This window comes from Anaerotignum lactatifermentans, from assembly GCF_014982935.1.
Taxonomy (GTDB): domain Bacteria; phylum Bacillota; class Clostridia; order Lachnospirales; family Anaerotignaceae; genus Anaerotignum; species Anaerotignum lactatifermentans.
This window is the reverse complement of record NZ_JADCKK010000054.1, coordinates 1-17,919: the sequence shown is the minus strand read 5'-3', so window position 1 is coordinate 17,919 and position 17,919 is coordinate 1. Positions and strand designations below refer to the sequence as shown.

The following is a 17,919-nucleotide window of genomic DNA, read 5'->3' as shown; positions in this document are numbered from 1 at the left end:
AAAATAAACCCAAGAAAACAACAGACCGGATTTTGAGCCGGTCTAATTGTCGTGGAATTTTTATTTAGTTGAGAACATTTAAAAAACCTGCGAAAAGGTCTTGACTTTTGTTAGCAGGTTTTTATGCGTGGAGCCCTTCCCATTCTTCATAAAGCCCTTCCAGTTTTTCTTCCAGTTTTGTCTTTTCCTCGAAGATTTCCTGGGCTTTGGCGTAGTCGGAGCTTGCCGCTGCCATATCCTCATCGGCTTTGGCAATGGCTGCTTCTGTTTCCTCAATGGCTTTTTCTACTTTGGCAATCTTTGCCGCCAGTTTCCGCTCTGCTGCCTGCTGTTCTTTCTGTTTCAGCCAATCGCTCTTGGTGTCGGTCATGGTCTGGACAGGAGTGGGAGCGGCGCCTTTTGCAGGCTGTTCTGCCGCAAGCAGGGCTTCTTTTCTTGCCCGTTCCGCTTTTTTCTCCATATAATAATCATAATTGCCCTCATAGCGTGTGATGCCTTCGGGAGAAAGCTCCAGTATGATCTGGGCAGTCTTATTGATGAAATAACGGTCGTGGGAGATGTATACCACGGTGCCTTCATAGCGGTTCAGAGCGTCCTCCAGCACTTCTTTGGAGAACATATCCAGATGGTTGGTAGGTTCGTCCAGCATCAGCAGGTTTGCTTTGGAAAGCATGATTTTTGCCAGAGAAACGCGACCTTTTTCGCCGCCGCTGAGGGAAGAAACCTGTTTGAACACGTCATCTTCCGTAAAGACAAAGGCTGCCAGCATATTGCGGATTTCCCCCGCCGTCAAAGTGGGGTAAGTATCGGAAATTTCATCGAAAATGGTCTTGTTGCTGTCTAATTTCTGCTGTTCCTGGTCATAATAACCCACATGAACATTGGTGCCGAACCGCATAAGCCCGCTGTCGGAAGGCACTTCGCCCAGAAGCATTTTAAACAGTGTGGATTTGCCCACGCCGTTGGGACCGATGATGGCAACGGTTTCCCCACGCTTGATATCCAGATTCACATGGCGGAAAATACGCTGTCCGCCGTAGGACTTGGACAGTTCTTCCGCATGGAGTACGTCACTGCCGCTGATGATGCGGGGTGTCAATGTCAGGCGCATATGGGAAGGCAGGCTGTCGGGGCGATCGATACGCTCGATTTTTTCCAGCTGTTTTTCCCGGCTTTCGGCACGCTTGATGGATTTTTCCCGATTGAATGCCTTCAGTGTGCGGATGACTTCTTCCTGTCGTTTCAGCTCTCTCTGCTGGTTTTCGTAAGCCTTCTGCTGGATGTCCCGGTTGATGGCTTTCTGGTTCATGTATGCGGTGTAGTTGCCGTTGTATACAGTGGATTTTCTGTTTTCGATTTCCACTACTTTGGTGACGATTTTATCCAGGAAATAACGGTCATGGGAAATGATGAGGACAGAGCCGTCGTATGTTTTCAGGAAATCTTCCAGCCATTCAATGGAAGCAATGTCCAGATGGTTGGTAGGTTCGTCCAGCAGCAGCAAATCCGGCTTGGATAACAGCAGTTTGCCCAGATACACACGGGTTTTCTGTCCGCCGGAAAGCTGGGACAGGGGGCGGTCGAATTCGTCCTCCCCAAAGCCCAGACCTTTCAGTACACCTTTCAGACGGCTTTTGTAGCTGTAACCGTCGTTTTGTTCAAATTCGTGCTGTAAAGACGCGTAATCCTCCATCATGTCAGACAACTCTTTTCCTGACAGGTGTGTCATTTCGTTTTCTATTTCACGAAGACGGACCTCGGCCGTTAAAATTTTTTCAAAGACCGATAGCATTTCTTCATAAATTGTGCGGCTGCTTTCTATTTGTTGGTTCTGTGCCATGTAGCCCATGGTGGTTTCTTTTTTCAGGAAAACATCGCCGCCGTCAGCGGAGATTTCCCCCGTCAAAATGCGGAACAGGGTGGTCTTTCCGGCGCCGTTAACGCCTACGATTGCGGTTTTTTCTCTTTCTTCTATATGAAATGTGATGTTTTCCAATATGGTGTCGATGCCATAGGATTTTTCTATGTGATTGACTGCAAGTATCATGTTTTATTCCTCCGTAACCCTTGGGTTGTCCACAATTATGATACCAGAAAAAAGGGCGGAATAAAAGAGTTATTGTTGACAATAAAATAACAGGCGTGCTATACTGAAATCAAATTGAGTAGGAGAGGATTTGGATAATATGGATAGTGAAAAAAAGATTTCACCGGCGGTAATAAACAGATTACCCAGATATTATCGGTATTTGGGCGATTTGCTGGAAAGCGACATCACCAGAATTTCTTCCAAAGAGCTCAGTGCAAAGATGAATATTACAGCCTCTCAGATTCGCCAGGATTTGAACAATTTCGGCGGCTTCGGTCAGCAGGGATACGGCTATAATGTAGAATATCTTTACAATGAAATCAAAAAGATACTGGGATTGGATCGTATGTACAATATGATCGTTATTGGCGGCGGTAATATCGGTCAGGCGTTGGTCAATTATACAAATTTTGAAAAACGCGGTTTCGTCATCAAAGCAGTTTTTGACATCAATCCTCGTCTGGTTGGCATGACCATCCGTGGCGTGGAGGTTTATGACGTGGACAAAATGGAGGAATACGTGAAAAACAATCGCGTAGACGTTGCCATTTTGACACTGCCTCGTTCACAGGCTGTTAAGGTTGCCCATGATTTGGCAAAATGGGGCGTAAAGGGCATGTGGAACTTCAGCCATGTGGATTTGCAGGTTCCCGATGATGTGCTGGTGGAAAACGTGCATTTGACAGACAGTCTGATGACACTGCTTTACAAGATCAATGAAATGTACAGCGAAGAAAACGATCTGCATCACCTGCAGAACGGTCTGCCTGTAAAACACCGTCAGGTGGAAGAAGAAGAAAAGTAAAAACAGAAAATGAAATAAAAAACAGACAATGTCCGGGGCGTTGTCTGTTTTTTTGCGTTTGTTTTGCGCATTTTTTTCTGCTGTGACCAAGAGGCGTTGGGAAAATTGGGTTGAAGGCGGCAGAAAGATAGGGTATCATAAAAGAGGAGAAAGAAATGAACGATTTTTTAGGAGGAAAGAAACATTGAGCAGAGCAGACGATATTTTCATACAGAATTGCAAACAGATTTTAGAGCATGGCTTTTCTACAGAAAACGAAAAGGTGCGCCCCCACTGGGAAGACGGCACACCTGCCTACACCATCAAGACCTTTGGCGTGGTGAACCGCTATGATCTGAGCAAGGAATTTCCTTTGCTGACACTGCGCGCCACCAACTGGAAAGCAGCCATTGACGAGATCCTGTGGATCTGGCAGAAAAAATCCAACAACATCCACGATCTGAACAGCAAAATCTGGGATTCCTGGGCAGACGAAACAGGCTCCATCGGTAAGGCTTATGGCTATCAGCTGGGTGTGAAATACAAATTCAAACACGGCGAAATGGATCAGGTGGACAACGTGCTGTGGCAGTTGAAAAATGCGCCCGCGTCCCGTCGTATCATGACAAACATCTACAACTTTGCAGACCTGACAGAAATGGGACTGGAACCCTGTGCTTACAGTATGACTTTCAATGTGACAGGCAATAAACTGAATGCGATCCTGAACCAGCGTTCTCAGGATACATTGGCGGCAAACAACTGGAATGTGGTGCAGTATTCCGCATTGCTGATGATGTTCGCACAGGTCAGCGGACTGGAGCCCGGCGAACTGGTACACGTCATTAGCGACATGCATATTTACGACCGTCATGTACCTATCATCAAAGAACTTATTGAACGGGAAACATTCCCCGCACCCAAGGTGCGTTTGAATCCCGAAATCAAGAATTTCTATGATTTCACTGTAGATGACTTTATCGTGGAAGACTACGAACACGGCAAACCCATCGGCAAAGTGCCCATTGCCATTTAAGGAGGAAAACCCATGAATCTCATTGTAGCAGTAGACGAAAACTGGGGCATCGGCAAGGACAATGAACTGCTGTGCCGCATTTCCGCAGATATGAAAAATTTCCGTGCGGTGACCATGGGTCATGTGCTGGTGCTGGGCAGAAAGACACTGGAATCTTTCCCCGGCAAAAAGCCTTTGCCCAAACGTACCCATATTGTGCTGACAGCAAATAAGGCTTATGAAGCGGAAGGGGTGACCCTTTGCCATAGTCTGGAAGAACTGCCTGCAGTGCTGGCGGATTACGAGGATGATGATATTTTTGTTATCGGCGGCGGCAGCATTTATGAACAGCTTCTGCCTCAGTGCAAAAAAGCATACATCACCAAAATCTATGACAAATTTCCTGCGGATACTTATTTCCCCAATCTGGATGAAAAACCGGAATGGACATTGACAGAAAAAGGGGAAGTACAGGAAGAAAATGGCGTGAAATTCTCTTTTGACATTTACGAACAAAAATAAAGGGCTGTTTCGGGGGAAAGGGGAGGATTTGTATGTTGACCATTTACATTCATCGGAAAAAAGTGGCAGATATCATTTGTATGGTATATGCCCTGATGTTTACCAATCTGCTGAATTACTGTAATCTCATACGTGCACGCACATACGACCCCAAATGGGCGTATGCGGCATTTGGGCTGATTGCCGTGTATTTTCTGGTGCTGTATATCTTCACCCAGATTTGCGACTGGAAGATGGCAGCCATCAATTTGGTGGTATTCATTGTGGCGCTGGTCATCCGCAATGGATTAGATGGCTTTTTCCTCTTTCTTGCGGCACCTGATTTTTCGTCGGTACTGTTTATGATCTTCATCCTTTGCCATCGGGGGCATGAAGCAAAGAAAAAGAAGGAACCTCTTTCTCAAACAAAGATAGAATGATAAAAAACAGCCGGAATCCCTACATATAAAGGATTCCGGCTGTTTTTGTCTTTTAGAATGTGTCGGGATGATGTCCGCCCCATCCTGTCTGGGGCATGCACATCAGACGGGACATGTCCTCAGGAGAAATGGTGAAATCGAAAATATCCAGATTTGCTTTCATACGTTCCGCAGAGCTGGATTTAGGCAGAGGCAATACATGATTGTCCAGGGCAAAACGCAGACAAATCTGTGCAGGTGTTTTGCCGTATTTTTCTGCCAGTTCCAGCACCAGAGCATCTTCCAGCACACGGGTACGACCCAGAGGGCTCCATGCTTCCACCAGAAGTCCCTGCTGCTGAGAATAGTGAACGGCATGTGCCTGACAATATCCGGGATGGTATTCCAGCTGGTTTACCATGGGTGTAACTTCCGCTTCTTTCATGAGGGGCATCAGATGGTGAGGCAGGAAGTTGCTGACACCGATGGCGCGAATAACGTTTTCTTTGTAAAGCTTTTCCAGGGCACGCCATGCGGACAGGTCTTTTTCCTGCCATTTTTCACGGTCTGTTTCAGGCATAGGCCAGTGAAGCAGGCAAAGATCCAGATAGTCTGTTCCCAAGTCTTTCAGGGAATTTTCCACGCTTGCCATGGTGGCGTCATAGGACAAATCGTCACGCCATACCTTTGTGGTCAGGAAAATGTCTTTTCTGGCAACGCCGGAAGCGGCAATGCCTGCGCCTACTTCTTTTTCATTCATGTACATGCGGGCAGTATCCAGATGGCGATAACCAACGGAGAGGGCTGTTTCCACAATGCCCTGTGCAGATTGGTCGATGACTTTATAGGTGCCAAAACCCACTTTGGGGATTTTCACACCGTTATATAATGTAAAGTATTCCATGATTGATTTCCTCCTTATTTCTGCTGGAGCTTCAGCGCTTTTTCCAGCAAATATTCTCTTTTGTTGTGTTCCGGTTCATGGAGGACGTCCTCCAACAGCAGCCCAAGGGTTTCCCCTACGGCTTTTCCGGCAGGGATGCCTGCGTCCATGAGGGCTTTGCCGTCCATTTCCAGCATTTTCAGATTCAGACAGTCCCCGTCAGCAAGGACTTTTGCGAGGATTTCCCTTGCTGTGGCTACAGCGGCTTTGTCCTGTAAGATTTCCTGTAAAATGAACAGGTTTTCCGTCAGTTCCATGCCCAGAATCCCTGCTAACTTCCGCACTTCGTAAGGTGTCTGGGGGATGGGCTGGGATAAGTGCCGCAGATAAGTCTGAATCTGCTTGGCTGTGGCGTTGTCAAATTTCAGTTTTTTGCAGAAAGTCTTCGCCTCGGCTTCCGTGAAGGATTGCAGCACCAGCGTCCACCGCAGAGGGGCAGAAACGGGCGCGGCTTTCAGCTGGGGAACCAATGTTTCGCCCAGTGCCGTCAGACGTTTGTCCAGTAAACCGTCAATGTGGGGCAAAAGACCACTTTCCAGAAGTAAGGACAGCTTTTCGGGAAATGGAGATTTCCAAAGTTTGTCCAGCTCCTCGTGGATGCGCTCTACGCTGATTTTTTCAATGAGTGCGGCGTTTTCCTGCAATGCGGTGTAAGTGGAGTCGTCCACCTGAAAGCCCAGCTGTGCCGCAAAACGGACACAGCGCAGCATCCGCAGAGCGTCTTCTTGAAACCGCTTGGCAGGCTCGCCCACACCACGGATGAGAGAACGGCTGATGTCCTCCTGTCCGCCGAAAGGGTCGCGGAATCCTTCGGCAGGGTGGTAGGCAATGGCGTTCATGGTGAAGTCCCGCCGCAAAAGGTCTTCCTCCAGATTGGAAGTAAAAGAAACCTCATCGGGATGTCTGCCGTCGGCATAGTCCCCGTCAATGCGGTAGGTGGTGATTTCGTAATTGGTTTTGTTCAGAACAACGGTGATGGTGCCGTGCTGGATGCCTGTGTCAAAGGTGTGGGAAAATAACGCCTTTGTCTGCTCCGGCAGAGCAGATGTGGTGATGTCCCAGTCCTGTGGGATGCGCCCAAGAATGGAATCCCGCACACAGCCGCCGACAATGTAGGCTTCGTAACCGCCGTTGTTGAGGGTTTGCAGAAGGGCGTTCACGTCCTCCGGCAGTGTGATTTGTTTTGTCATGTAAAAACCTCATTCCGGTTGTAAAAATTCTGTTTTGCCGTTACAGTATATCATATTCTAAGGGAAAATCAAAAATTTTTTTGGGATTTTCGGGAAAAAAGAGTTGACATGCCCTCGGCAGCGTGATATTATATTTTACGCAATCAAAATAACATATGCGCCCTTAGCTCAGTTGGTAGAGCAACTGACTCTTAATCAGTGGGTCCAGGGTTCGAGTCCCTGAGGGCGCATCATTCATAAAAGGCAGCGTTTTTCGACTTCGGGTCGGGGGGCGCTGTTTTTTTGCTTACCTGTAAGCCATGCGGCTGGTAAGAAAACAGGGCTGGGAGTGCTTGCATTTCCAGCCCTGTTTTGTTGGCAGCCATAGGGCGTCAGCCCACAACCGAAGTACTCGAAGAGTGCTGAGGTTGTGCATGGCTTACAGGTAAGAGACGTAAGAGAAGGGGGCGTCAGCCCACAACCGAGGCATTTTTAATGCCGAGGTTGTGCAAGGCTTACAGGTAAGAGACGTAAGAGAAGGGGGCGTCAGCCAAACGGGAAAGCCCTTAAAAAGAGCCGAGGTTGTGTATGGCTTACAGGTAAAAGGCGTAAGAGAAGTGAGCGTCAGCCCACAACCGAAGTACTCGAAGAGTGCTGAGGTTGTACATGGGTTACAGGTAAGACACGCGAGAGAAGGAGGGAGAATATTTATATTCTCCCGCGGCTTTTTTCATGAGATGCATAGGGCGTCAGCCCACAACCGAGGCATTTTTAATGCTGAGGTTGTGCAAGGCTTACAGGTAAGAGACGTAAGAGAAGGGGGCGTCAGCCAAACGGGAAAGCCCTTAAAAAGAGCCGAGATTGTATATGGCTTACAGGTAAAATGCGTGAGAGAAGGAGGGCGACAGCCGCACAGGAAAGCACCTGAAAAGTACCGAGGTTGCCCATGGTGTTTCCCCCTTTCCCATTCCTTTCATATTTTCCCCCTTCCCGCCATAAACTGATACAGAGAAATTTTTTTGGGAAGAAGGATTGGGGGAAGGATTTTATGGAGGATACATACGGGAAAATCTTGTGGGAGGGCTACGGTCTGAAGTATTACGGCGGTACCCGTACCCGCACGGGGCTTATCTGTAAAACAGATGTGGGACTGAGAGAACTGAAGAAGGCACGGAGCCGCCGGGAAGACCTGCTTTTTGCCCATGAGGTGAAAACCTGCCTCTACCGCAACGGCTTTTCTGCCCTTTCTCTTTTTTATACAGCACAGGACGGACAGCCTTTTTTTGCTTGGGACGGCAATCTTTATCTGCTGGAAAATCCCATGCCCACCAAAGGTCTGGAGGAGGATCAGGCAGGGGATTTTGTGGCTGGTGCAGCCCTCATGGGACAGATGCATCGGGCTGCGGCAGGCTTTCCGGCTCAGGAAGGGCAGGAGGAACGTCCAGTTTTGTGGCAGCGGCGGTATCGGGAATTCGTGAAGATTCGCAGACACATGGAACGGCAGGGGAAGTATTCTCCCTTGGATTTGCTGGTCATGCGCCATTACGGCACCTTTGCGCCTCGTGCACAGGAAGCCCTGAAGACCTTGGACGATGGCGGCTATGGTGGCATTGCCCATGGGCAGAAGCAGGCAGGCACTTTTTGCCACAACCAGTTCAAAGGCAGCAATCTGTGCCGAAAAGAGGACGGCAGTCTGTGGGTCGGCGGTTTTGAACAGTGCACCGGAGATATTTTTGCCGTGGATTTGGCGGCGTATCTAAGACGGTTCTGGCGGAAAGTGCCCGAGGAACGGGAAAAACTGGAAGAAGTGCTGGCGGCTTACGAAGGGGAGCGGTCCATGGCAGAGGCGGAACGGAAGCTTTTGGTGCCTTTGACAGCCTTTCCAGAAAAATTTCTGCGTCTGGTGCATGAGTCCTATAACCGCCGGAGAGTCTGTGTTTCTCCTGCCATGGAGGAACGTCTGGCAGATGCGGCGGCGGAAGAAAGCCACATGGGCGACCTTTCTCAGGCATTGGAAAGGCTTTTTTGAAAAATATTGGAAAAAGGGCGTGAAGCAAGCCGTTTTCAGGAGAAAATATGTCTGAAAATCAGAAAATCAGAAAAATTTCAGCCTGCTTTCTTTTCTTATGAAGAAACCCCTAGCTTTGCGCCCTGAATTTCTCTTGCAACTTCGGGAAGAAACGTATAAAATGAGACTAAGACAGTCTGCAAATCATTCCCCGAAGGAGGAGAAACGGTATGAAGGACTATCATTTTGAAAATGACAATAAAGAATTCGACACCACCATACGGTTGGATCATATAAACGAAAAAGTAAAAGAACTGGAACAGAATCAGACAGACGAGGATGACTTGGGGGACAAGGACGAGTTCCTCAACGCCTTTGAATCAGAAAAATTTGAAGATCCTCTGCCCATACAGCCGGCGGAGGAGCCTGTGACATTCGTCACAAGAGAACCCAGAAAACAGCCTGTCTATGACGGAGGACAGCCGCCTATGCCGCCCAAAGACGAGGACGATGAGAAGGACGAGCCTTTCTGGAACAAAAAGACCATTGGGCTGATCACCATTGCTGCCCTTGTGGTGCTGGGCATCTGCTTTGGCATCGTGAAAATGGTGTTTTTCTCCAATCCGCTGGATAAGGCAACAGAAGCCGCACCCATGCTGGTGACAGAAGTGCTGGATGAGGAAGAACTGCTGGTCTATGACATCAACGCAGCAAAGCAGAAAACCGTGAACCTGACGCCGGAAACGGTGGTCTATAACGAAGACGAGGTACAGATACAGCCGGACGTTATACAAATGGGCGATCTGCTTATGATACAGATGGATCAGGACGGCGAATTTGCCGTGACCATTTCTTATGACGACAGCATCAAGAAAGAAGAAATCACCGGGCTGAAGGCTGATACTTCCGCCAAGGAACTTGTGGGGGAAGACCGCTCTTTTGCCTATGACAAAAAGACCATTTTCTACTACGACGAGGAGGAAATCCGCCCCGAGGACATCGAAAGCTGTGACGTGCTGGAAATCAGCGGCATCGGCGATGTGGTATGGTCTGTAAAAGTACTGGAATATCACGGGTATATCACCGTGGAAAATGCCCAGAACATCAAAAACGGCACCTTTACATTGGATGAGGAAGAACCTGTGCCTCTCAGCGATGTGGAAAAAATCGCTGTGAAAGAAGGCACCCATTCCATCACCATCAAAGGGGATAATATCGAAAGCCGCACAGACAGCGTACTGGTGCAGGCAGGAGAAACGACAGTTTATGACCTGTCCAAAGCCCAGCAGAAAATGGGCGTACTGGCAGTCAATGCCAATGTTTCCGATTATAAGCTTTACATCAACGGCGCACTGGTAGACAGCAGTCAGCCTTCCGTACTGCCCTTTGGGGAATACGATGTGGTAATCCTGAAAAATGGCTATAAAGAATGGAGTCAGACTGTGACACTGAATCAGGATGCCGTCAGCGTGAATGCCCAGCTGGAGACAGAAGAACAATTGGCAACGGTGGTCATTAACTGCAACGAAGCAGACGCCAATGTATTCATCAACGGCGAGGAAAGAGGCACCGCGCCTTTGCAGGTGACACTGCCTTATGGCACATATGAAGTGGAAGTGTTCAAAGACGGCTTCACTTCTTATCACCAGACTGTCCAGATTCAGAGCAGTGTGGTGCACATTTCCGCAACATTAGGTTAAACCCTCTTTTTTGCGGCAGACCATGCCGAAAACTGCCGCAGCAGGAGAGGATACAGCATAGACAAACAAAGACAAAGAACAAAGGGAGGAATCAAATTGGATCACATGGAAAGATACCATCAGTGGCTGGCAGACCCCGCCATTGACGAAGCAACAAAAGAAGATTTGCGGAAAATTGCCGCAGACGAAAAGGAAATCAAAGAACGTTTTTACAAAGACCTGGAATTTGGTACAGGCGGTCTGCGCGGAATCATTGGGGCAGGCAGCAACCGTTTGAACCGTTACACCGTAGGTCGTGCCACACAGGGTCTGGCAAACTACATCCTCAAAGAAGGCACACAGGACAAAGGCGTAGCTATCGCGTATGACTCCCGTCATATGTCCCCCGAATTTGCCCAGATCGCTGGTCTGGTACTGGCAGGCAATGGCATCCGTGCTTATGTATACCCTTCTCTGCGTCCTACACCCATGCTGAGCTTTGCTGTTCGGGAACTGGGCTGCACAGCTGGTATCGTTATCACAGCCAGCCATAACCCCCCCGAATACAACGGGTACAAAGTTTACTGGGCAGACGGCGCACAGGTTGTTGCACCCAGAGATAAAGACATCATCGCAGAAGTAAACGCAGTGGCAAGCTTCGGCGAAATCAAAGAAATGGCCATGGACGAAGCACAGGCAAAAGGTCTGTTCCAGTATATTTCCGAAGATGTGGACAACGCTTTTGACGCCAACGTATTGGCACAGCGTCAGGCGCCTGAAATCATCGAAGAAATGGCAGACGACCTGAAAATCGTTTACACACCTATCCACGGTTCTGGTAACCTGCCCGTCCGCAGAGCACTGGAAAAAGCAGGCTTCCATCAGGTATATGTGGTAAAAGAACAGGAACTGCCCGACTCCGATTTCACAACGGTTGGTTATCCGAACCCCGAAGACCCTAAGGTATTCGTGCTGGCACAGAAACTGGCAGAAGAAAAAGGCGCGGACATCATCGTGGGCACTGACCCTGACTGTGACCGTGTAGGCGCAATGGTTCGCAATGACAAAGGCGAATATGTGGTGCTCACAGGCAATATGACCGGCGCACTGCTGACAGAATACATCCTGTCCCAGAAGAAAGCAAAAGGCACACTGCCCGCAAATGGCGCAGTCATCAAAACCATCGTAAGTACAGAAATGATCCGCCCCATGTGCGAAGCTTACGGCGTGGAATTGATGGACGTGCTGACAGGCTTCAAATTCATCGGTGAAAAGATCAAAGGCTTTGAAGAAACCGGCAGCCATTCTTATATTTTCGGTTTTGAAGAAAGCTACGGCTGTCTGGCAGGCACATATGCCAGAGATAAAGACGCCGTTGTGGCAACACTGCTCATCTGCGAAATGGCAGCTTACTACAAGAAACAGGGCATGACACTGTATGATGGCCTCATGGCACTGTATGAAAAATACGGCTACTATCGTGAAGGTGTAAAATCCCTGACCATGAAAGGTCTGGACGGCGTAGAAAAAATCCAGAAAATCATGGCTTCCTTCCGTGCGGAAACTCCCGCGGCATTCGCAGGCGTTGCTGTACAATGGGCAAAAGACTATAAGACACAGGTATTCAAAAATCTGAAAACAGGGGAAGAAACCACAAGCCCTCTGCCTGTTTCCGACGTTGTTTACTACACACTGGCAGACGGTTCTTGGATTTGTGTACGTCCTTCCGGCACAGAACCCAAACTGAAATTCTATATCGGCGTAAAAGGCGATTCCCTGGCAGATGCGCAGGCGAAAATCGACGCTCTGGAAGCAGATATTGACGCAAAAGTAGCGGCAGTATAATTTAAAAATGAAAACAGGCTCTAAAAGCAACTTCCCCTTAAGAAAACATTGATTTTCCTTTTCCTTGTTTTTTTAAGGGGAATTGCAACGGCTGTCTTCATAAGAAAACATAACAAATAAAATCTTCATAAAATAAGAAAGTCAAAATCCTTTGTAATCATAAGGATTTTGGCTTTCTTTGTTTTCTTATGAAGATGCCCCTAAAAGAGCCTGTTTTTTTGTAGGAGGGGAAACGATGGCTGATTTTGTGAATCTCACAGCGGAAAATCTGGAAACAGAGCATCTTTGCTGTATCATCCGCACCAAAACAAAGCATCCCGGTGTGGAAGCGAAACGAAAATGGCTGGCAGAACGGCTGAAAGAGGGGCATGTGTTTCGGAAATTGGATGTGAAAGGGACGGTCTTTATAGAATATGCCCCTTTGGAGAAAGCGTGGGTGCCTGTGGAAGGGGAGAATTATCTGTATCTCTATTGCCTGTGGGTGCTGGGAGAATATCGCGGCAAAGGCTATGCCAAAGAACTGCTGGAATATGCCATCAACGACGCCAAGGCAAAAGGAAAATCCGGCATTTGCATGTTAGGGGCAAAGAAGCAGAAAGCTTGGCTTTCCGACCAAGATTTTGCCAAGAAGTATGGCTTTGTGCCTGTGGATACCACAGAAAGCGGCTATGAACTGCTGGCGCTTTCCTTTGACGGTACCTATCCCCATTTTGGGGCGCAGGCAAAGGCGGAGAAAATGGAAAGTCAGGATTTGACCATCTATTATGACATGCAGTGTCCTTTTGTCTGCCAGACTGTGGAGAAACTGCGGGAATATTGCGAGGAAAATAAAATCCCGGCGGATTTTGTGGAAGTGGATACCTTGGAAAAGGCAAAACATCTGCCTTGTGTGTTCCAGAACTGGGCAGTGTTTTACAAAGGCAAATTTGAAACGGTGAATCTGCTGGATGTGAAGGCATTGCAGAAATTATTGAAATAAAGACAAAAAAAGCCGAAATCCTTAAAAAGGGGTTTCGGCTTTTTTATAGCGATTGCTGTTTTTATGGACTGATGCGGTAATGCCCCACAATGTCATGGCGTTTTTCCAGAATATCCTGTTCATAAGCGGACTGAAAAGGGTCGTTGTGGTGGATGACATAGGGAATCCCCTTGTCGTTACGCTGGTCGGACACCATGCCGATGTGGTTGGAAAATACCACAATATCGCCGCCCTGCCATTGGTCGATTTGGGAAATGTCCGTTGTCAGAGGGATGGCGGTGTGGGAAAAGTATACGTTCAAGTTGCGGACACGGCGGAAGTCAATGTTAGGGTCGGGTTCCTCAATGTCATATTCCTCTGGATGGGCAGCAATGTCCTCCGCCACCAGTTCTTTCAGGTCATAGCCTGCGGATAACATGGCGTTGGCAATGACGTCCGTGCAGACACCATAGCCGTCGTCGGGATAGCCCGTTTCGTAATACTTGCTTTTGTAGCGGGGCTGGGTGGCAATGTAGGTCCGTGCCCCCTGCAAAAGGTCTGTCTGGTCGTCTATACCGTCTCCGTCTTTGTCCGTCTGGCTGTGAAAATCGGGAATCTGAAAATCTGCGTTTGTTTTGGCGTTGACGGGGTCACTGCTGGTGCCGAGGAAGTAAAAACGGCAGAAGAACAGGACGCAAGCCAAAACCACTGCCAGTATCAGCAGGAAGATGGTTCTTTTTTTCATGGTATCCCTCCTGAATGCAAAAACTGCCCGGGGTGTGAGCTGTTTTGGTTCCCCGAGCAGTTATTTGATAAAAGCTAAAGAGTTGTAAAACTTGTAAAACCTTAATGACAAAACAGTTACATCTGGAATCCGCAGTCGGAATTTATTTCCGACGAGGACAAACAGAGAGTTTCAAGGCATTTATGCCGATGGAGACTCTGCACCCCAAAAAGAAATGGGGACGCCGAAGGCGGCTTTGCGAAGCAAAGTGCTTGACCCCTGCACCCCAAAAAGAAATGGGGACGCCGAAGGCGGCTTTGCGAAGCAAAGTGCTTGACCCCTGCACCCCAAAAAGAAATGGGGACGCCGAAGGCGGCTTTGCGAAGCAAAGTGCTTGACCCAACTGTTTTACATCTGCCATTTCGTCAAAAGCTTGAATGAAATGAGCTTTTGACGACAGTTTTACCGATATGCTTTCTTATAAATTGCCAGACAGTCTTCAAAAGGCATGTCCGCAGGGTCTACTTTGAACAGACCGCCCATGGTGTCATAAGCCATTTTGGTGTACATTTCCAGATCTTCTTCTTTGACGCCGTAATCGGACATTTTCAGGTCGTCCACATGGCAGGCAACTTTCAGATCGTGAAGAGCATCTACGAAATCCATAGGTTTTGTTGCGTCTGTTTTGCCCAATGCTTTTGCCATGGCAATCATGCGGTCATCAATAACACCACGTTCCGCCCAGTAGGTGTAGTATGCTTCACAAAGCATGATCAGACCAGCGCCATGTTCCAGTTTGGGATTTTTGCCGCTGAGAGGATGTTCCATGGCGTGTTCGGAAGTACATCCGCCGATGCTTTCGCTCATGCCGGAAAGGGTGTTAGCCAGCGCCACATCTTCTCTTGCTTCCTTGTCACTGCCGTTATTCACTGCTTTGGCAAGGCTCTTGCCGATCAGTTCGATGGCTTTGAGAGCATAAAGGTCGTTGATGGGGTTGGTGTAGCGGTTGATGTAGCCTTCGGTGCTGTGGAACAGAGCGTCAAATCCCTGATAAGCTGTCAGTTTTTCCGGTACGCTCATCATCAGGTCAGGGTCAACGATGGACAGTACGGGGAATGTGCCGTCATAACCGAAACCGATTTTTTCGCCTTCGGGATTGGTGATAACAGCCCAAGGGTCTGCTTCTGTGCCTGTACCAGCTGTGGTGGTGATGGCAACGATGGGCAGAGGCGTTACAGGAACAGCTTTGCCGCCGCCGGTGCCGCCGGAAACATAGTCCCAGAAAGTGCCTTCGTTTGTTGCCATAACGGCAATGGCTTTTGCGGAGTCGATGATGGAGCCGCCGCCCAGACCGATAACGAAGTCACAGCCTTCTGCTTTTGCCAGGGCTGCGCCTTCCATAACATGGTGTTCTGTGGGGTTGGGCTGGATTTTGTCGAAAACCACATGAGCCACACCTGCTTTGTCCAGCTGTTCTTCCAGACGTGCCAGATAGCCATATTTCCGTACGGAAGTACCGCAGGAAATGACGATCAGCGCTTTTTTGCCGGGCAGGTTCTGTTTATGGAGTCTGTCCAGCTGACCGCTGCCGAACAGCACGCGGGAAGGGATATAATATTGAAATTTCATAAGTAGGTGCCTCCTTTCAGATATGACAAAAGTATACCACAGGCGGACAAAAAAGGAAATCCGTGGAAGGGCTTTTTTCTCAAAAAATCGTACAAAATCCGCCTGTTTTGATATACTGAAAAAAAGTGTAACCTTTTGGCAGCAAAATCGTTTTCTAAGTAAAAGGGCAGGAAAGGAGGGGGCTATGGAATCTGACGTATTGCGGGAATTGTACGAAAAATATCACCAGAAAGCGTATCTGTATGTCCTCTCTTTGTGCCGGGACAGGGAAACGGCAGAGGATATCGTCAGTGAGGGCTTTGAGAAGGCTTTCCTGACGGTGGAAGGCTGCCCGGAGGGTTTTTTCTGGTGGCTCTTAAGGGTGTGCAGGAATCTTTGGCTGGATACTCTGCGGAAACAGAAGCGGCAGGGGGAAGAAATGCCCGAGGAAATCCCTGTGCCCGAGGATGCCCTTTCCGGTGTGCTGCAAAAAGAGGAAAACCGGCGGCTTTATACGGCTATGAATCGCCTTTCTCCGGCAGACCGGGAACTCTTGATCTGGCATTATTTCGGGGGACTGTCCATCAGGCAGATGGCAGGGTTCAGGGGAATTTCAGAAACGGCTGTGAAAACGGCACTGTTCCGCGCCAGAGCCAGACTGAAACAGAAATTAGGAGGTGAAAAGCCATGACATTTCGGGAACTTTTGGAGAAATACAAAAACTACACCGCAACGCCGGAAGAGAGAAAACAGGTGGAGGCGGAACTGGAAAAATACAATGCCCTGACGGAATATCTGCTGGAACAGGATGTGGACATGGAAGGGGAAGATTTGGCTGGGCAGCAGGAGGAACTGCAAAAAATCGACCGCTCCATGAAAAAACGGGGACGGCGGATCATTGCCATTGCGGTGGTTATTGCCTGCGTGGTTATGGGGGCGCTGACGGCCTTCCAGCCTGTCATCAGTAAGGTTATTTGGTATGACCCCACAGAACAGGATTTACAGCAGTATTCTTATGATATCAGTTGTCATCTGGCAGTTTTGGCAGAATTGACCATGCCGGAAGTGCAGATGGAGTCTGTCATGATTACAGAGAAAGGATGGGGACAATATGACTTGCAGGTACAGCAGCGAGAATGGTCTTCAGGGGAATATACGTGGCTGAACGGCACGGCAACCAGAGGAAAAATCGAACTGAATCGCAACGCATACAAGTATAGCAGTATGAATGTTTTTTCCAGAGGAACCAAGCCTTTTGTGGATGTGGATGGAGAACACGGTGTTATTACACCATCTGAGGAAGCAAAAGCGGCGCTGGCAGATTTGCCGGAGTATTTGAAAATGGAAGCCTATGTTTCTTTGGGAAAAGACTGGACTATGGAGGAACTGGCAGACTTTGCGGCACAGCAGGAAGGATATCTGGGCTGGGTCGGTGTGCGGATTTCTCCTGAGGAGCAGCAGCTTTTCCCTTTGATGGGATTTGATGCTGGTGATAGTGGATATGTTTGGGAAAATGTAGACGCGGCGTATCCTTTTTATGAATTGTCCATGCATGAGGATGTGCCTCTGGCAGAGGCTTGGGAGAAGCATTTCCTTGCCCTGCTTCAGTACAGCGTCGACCATGGGGATTTTTACGCAAGGTTGAATCAGTCTAACAACCATGGCAGCACTTGTCAGATGGTGCAGGAATATGTGACGGAAAACGGTGTAAAAACCTATGGATTCCTGTATTACGGCACACCGGCAGAAATGCGTAAGCTGCTGGAGAATGAAGATGTGGAAGGAATTTATGTGACGGACTACCAGCTGCGGGTGCCGGGACTGTAAGGAAAAGAAATCTTGCGGAAAGAATAAAATCGTGATAAAATAACCATAAGAAAAAGGATTGCCGCTTTTCCTGAGGCGGTCTGTCCTGAAAATAGGTTTGTGACCGTCTAACTTGCAGGTTAGGCGGTCAGTTTTTTATCGGTCCCGAAATAGGGCGACAATGGCTACGATGAGCAATCCGATTTGAACCAAGTCGGAATATGTAACATACATAGCATCACCCCCTCGTATTATAAAGTAGTAGTGTTTATAGACTCTCTCCAAGGTCTGTATGCTATACTGTTGGAGATACTGTGGATTGTTTATCACCCCCTACCACTTGATGGTTTATGAAAGGCTACAACCACAGT

15 protein-coding genes and 1 tRNA gene are annotated in these 17,919 nt (G+C 48.4%); 11 read left to right on the top strand and 5 right to left on the bottom strand.

Annotated features, from left to right (window positions below; all coding sequences use genetic code 11):
- Positions 1-121: 121 nt before the first annotated feature.
- On the bottom strand, positions 122-2,047 hold the full coding sequence (locus INF29_RS11465; protein WP_193486690.1) for an ABC-F family ATP-binding cassette domain-containing protein: 1,926 nt from the start codon (positions 2,045-2,047) through the stop codon (positions 122-124).
- A gap of 139 nt (positions 2,048-2,186) precedes the next feature.
- Between INF29_RS11465 and INF29_RS11460 the strand changes: the two genes are divergently transcribed.
- The 4 genes from INF29_RS11460 (at position 2,187) to INF29_RS11445 (ending at position 4,829) form a co-directional block, all read left to right on the top strand.
- Entirely contained in the window at positions 2,187-2,894 is a 708-nt protein-coding gene (locus INF29_RS11460) for a redox-sensing transcriptional repressor Rex (RefSeq protein WP_072852501.1), read from the top strand.
- Between the two features lie 184 nt (positions 2,895-3,078).
- Positions 3,079-3,909 carry a thymidylate synthase gene (thyA, locus tag INF29_RS11455; protein WP_072852503.1) on the top strand — a complete coding sequence of 277 codons (831 nt, stop codon included), beginning with the start codon at positions 3,079-3,081 and terminating at the stop codon, positions 3,907-3,909.
- Positions 3,910-3,921: 12 nt separating this feature from the next.
- Positions 3,922-4,410, top strand: coding sequence for a dihydrofolate reductase (locus INF29_RS11450; RefSeq protein WP_072852505.1), 489 nt, complete (start codon positions 3,922-3,924; stop codon positions 4,408-4,410).
- A gap of 32 nt (positions 4,411-4,442) precedes the next feature.
- Positions 4,443-4,829, top strand: coding sequence for a hypothetical protein (locus tag INF29_RS11445; RefSeq protein ID WP_193486689.1), 387 nt, complete (start codon positions 4,443-4,445; stop codon positions 4,827-4,829).
- 52 nt (positions 4,830-4,881) lie between these two features.
- Here INF29_RS11445 and INF29_RS11440 read toward each other — a convergent pair whose 3' ends face one another.
- Both INF29_RS11440 and INF29_RS11435 read right to left on the bottom strand, forming a co-directional pair.
- Complete coding sequence (locus INF29_RS11440) at positions 4,882-5,712, bottom strand: aldo/keto reductase (protein ID WP_193486687.1); 831 nt, start codon at positions 5,710-5,712, stop codon at positions 4,882-4,884.
- 14 nt (positions 5,713-5,726) lie between these two features.
- Positions 5,727-6,941, bottom strand: coding sequence for a CCA tRNA nucleotidyltransferase (locus INF29_RS11435; protein ID WP_193486685.1), 1,215 nt, complete (start codon positions 6,939-6,941; stop codon positions 5,727-5,729).
- A gap of 157 nt (positions 6,942-7,098) precedes the next feature.
- Between INF29_RS11435 and INF29_RS11430 the strand changes: the two genes are divergently transcribed.
- From INF29_RS11430 to INF29_RS11410, 5 genes are all read left to right on the top strand, one after another.
- Positions 7,099-7,171 (top strand) — tRNA-Lys (locus tag INF29_RS11430).
- 797 nt (positions 7,172-7,968) lie between these two features.
- Positions 7,969-8,949, top strand: a complete 981-nt coding sequence (locus INF29_RS11425; RefSeq protein ID WP_193486683.1) for a protein kinase family protein — start codon at positions 7,969-7,971, stop codon at positions 8,947-8,949.
- A 209-nt stretch (positions 8,950-9,158) separates the two neighbouring features.
- Positions 9,159-10,628: a PEGA domain-containing protein gene (locus INF29_RS11420; protein ID WP_193486681.1), complete on the top strand. Its 1,470-nt coding sequence runs from the start codon at positions 9,159-9,161 to the stop codon at positions 10,626-10,628.
- A 105-nt stretch (positions 10,629-10,733) separates the two neighbouring features.
- The gene (locus INF29_RS11415) at positions 10,734-12,452 is read left to right on the top strand and encodes a phospho-sugar mutase (RefSeq protein WP_193486692.1); all 1,719 of its coding nucleotides are present in this window, start codon (positions 10,734-10,736) and stop codon (positions 12,450-12,452) included.
- Between the two features lie 235 nt (positions 12,453-12,687).
- Positions 12,688-13,431: an N-acetyltransferase gene (locus tag INF29_RS11410; RefSeq protein ID WP_193486679.1), complete on the top strand. Its 744-nt coding sequence runs from the start codon at positions 12,688-12,690 to the stop codon at positions 13,429-13,431.
- 61 nt (positions 13,432-13,492) lie between these two features.
- On the opposite strand, the gene INF29_RS11405 is transcribed toward INF29_RS11410, so the two are convergent.
- The gene (locus INF29_RS11405; RefSeq protein WP_193486677.1) at positions 13,493-14,155 is read right to left on the bottom strand and encodes a DUF1287 domain-containing protein; all 663 of its coding nucleotides are present in this window, start codon (positions 14,153-14,155) and stop codon (positions 13,493-13,495) included.
- Between the two features lie 441 nt (positions 14,156-14,596).
- Positions 14,597-15,763, bottom strand: a complete 1,167-nt coding sequence (locus INF29_RS11400; RefSeq protein WP_193486675.1) for an iron-containing alcohol dehydrogenase — start codon at positions 15,761-15,763, stop codon at positions 14,597-14,599.
- Between the two features lie 184 nt (positions 15,764-15,947).
- Here INF29_RS11400 and INF29_RS11395 point away from each other — a divergent pair, with 184 nt between their 5' ends.
- Both INF29_RS11395 and INF29_RS11390 read left to right on the top strand, forming a co-directional pair.
- Positions 15,948-16,433 (top strand): RNA polymerase sigma factor, encoded by a 486-nt coding sequence (locus INF29_RS11395; RefSeq protein WP_193486673.1) that lies wholly within the window; start codon positions 15,948-15,950, stop codon positions 16,431-16,433.
- Complete coding sequence (locus INF29_RS11390) at positions 16,430-17,569, top strand: anti-sigma factor C-terminal domain-containing protein (protein WP_193486671.1); 1,140 nt, start codon at positions 16,430-16,432, stop codon at positions 17,567-17,569. Before INF29_RS11395 ends, INF29_RS11390 begins: the two co-directional genes overlap by 4 nt.
- Positions 17,570-17,919: the final 350 nt, after the last annotated feature.